The organism is Streptomyces milbemycinicus (genome assembly GCF_002154605.1).
In the GTDB taxonomy this organism is placed as follows: domain Bacteria; phylum Actinomycetota; class Actinomycetes; order Streptomycetales; family Streptomycetaceae; genus Streptomyces; species Streptomyces milbemycinicus.
On record NZ_MUNE01001307.1, the window covers coordinates 1 to 571 of the forward strand.

The following is a 571-nucleotide window of genomic DNA, read 5'->3' on the forward strand; positions in this document are numbered from 1 at the left end:
GGCGGAGGAGGTGGCGGAGGGGGCGCCGGGCCGTCGTCAGTGCCTGTGCCCCCGTCCCCTTTTCCCGGGTCGTCCCCGCCTCCGTTGTCGCCGCTGCCCGAGTCGCCGCCCTGGCCGCTGTCGCCGGTCCCGCCCCCACTGTTGTCGCCGTTGTTGTCGCCGCTGCGCGGGGTGCCCTCGCTGGTTCCCCCGTTGTTGACGACCGCGACGCAGTAGCCGTGGATCCCGGTCGCGCTGCCCGCCGCCTTCTCCAGCTTGCGCAGGTTCTTGGCGTCGACGGCCTCGGCATCGCCGCTCTCCGCCGCCAGATAGTCGCGGCAGGCGTTGAGCGCCCAGCCGCCCGCGTTCGAGTCCGGCGCCGAGGAGTCGTCCTTGCCGTTGTTCCCCTTGTCCTTGCCGTCCGTGCCGCCCTCGTCGTCGCCCGTGCCGTCCTGACCCCGGCCGGGTGACGTCGACGAGCCGCCGGAGCCGTACCAGGCCCCGCCGCTGGCATCGTTGTCGGCCGATCCTCCGGTTCCGGGCGTCGTGCCGTCCGGGGAGATGTTGGGCTCGGCCGACCTGCCGGTGGCGT

General features: G+C 74.1%; 1 pseudogene. It reads right to left on the bottom strand.

Going from position 1 to position 571, the window contains the following annotated elements:
* Positions 1–571 (bottom strand): annotated as a pseudogene (locus CCN51_RS55665) (hypothetical protein); the annotation flags it as partial.